Here is a 644-nt window from a genome sequence, read left to right as displayed (position 1 = left end):
CCGTGGCGCGGCCCGAGGACTTCACCGCCTGGCCGCCGCCCGGCGCCACCGCCCTGGCCGCCGACGGCTTCTACGACCTGCTCGCCGGCCGCGGCTACGAGTACGGCCCCGTCTTCCAGGGCGTCCGCGCCACCTGGCGGCGCGGCGACGACGTGTTCGCCGAGGTCGTCCTGCCCGACCAGGTGCGCGGCGACGCCGCCCGGTTCGGCATCCACCCCGCCCTGCTCGACGCCGCCCTGCACGCCGCGGGGCTCGCCCCCGGCGGCGACGACCGCACCGTCGTCCCCTTCGCCTGGTCCGGAGTCTCCCTGTACGCCACCGGCGCCACCGCGCTGCGCGTACGGATCTCCCCGGCCGGCGAGGACACCGTCACCGTCCACCTGACCGACCCGAGCGGCGCGCCCGTCGCCGTCATCGACTCGCTGGCCGTCCGCGAGGTGGCCGCCGAGACCCTCGACCCGTCCGCACGGGCCGCCCGCGACTGGCTGTTCCACCTCGACTGGACTTCCCTTACGCCCGCCGCCCCCGCCGCCGCCACCCGCTGGGCCGTGCTCGGCACCCCGGACACCCCCGCCACCGCCCCCGACGGCACCACACCGCTGCCCGTCTTCGCCGGCCTCACGGCTCTCGACGACGCCACCGGC

At 78.1% G+C, this 644-nt stretch carries 1 protein-coding gene; it reads left to right on the top strand.

Features of this window, described 5'->3' with window-relative positions; genetic code table 11:
- A partial coding sequence (locus tag B7767_RS40945) for a polyketide synthase dehydratase domain-containing protein (RefSeq protein ID WP_179167526.1) occupies positions 1-644 on the top strand: 644 nt, incomplete at both ends.

Source organism: Streptomyces sp. 13-12-16 (assembly GCF_002114215.1).
In the GTDB taxonomy this organism is placed as follows: Bacteria; Actinomycetota; Actinomycetes; order Streptomycetales; family Streptomycetaceae; genus Streptomyces.
Note: the sequence above shows the minus strand (reverse complement) of the source record. Positions and strands in the feature narration are given on the sequence as shown.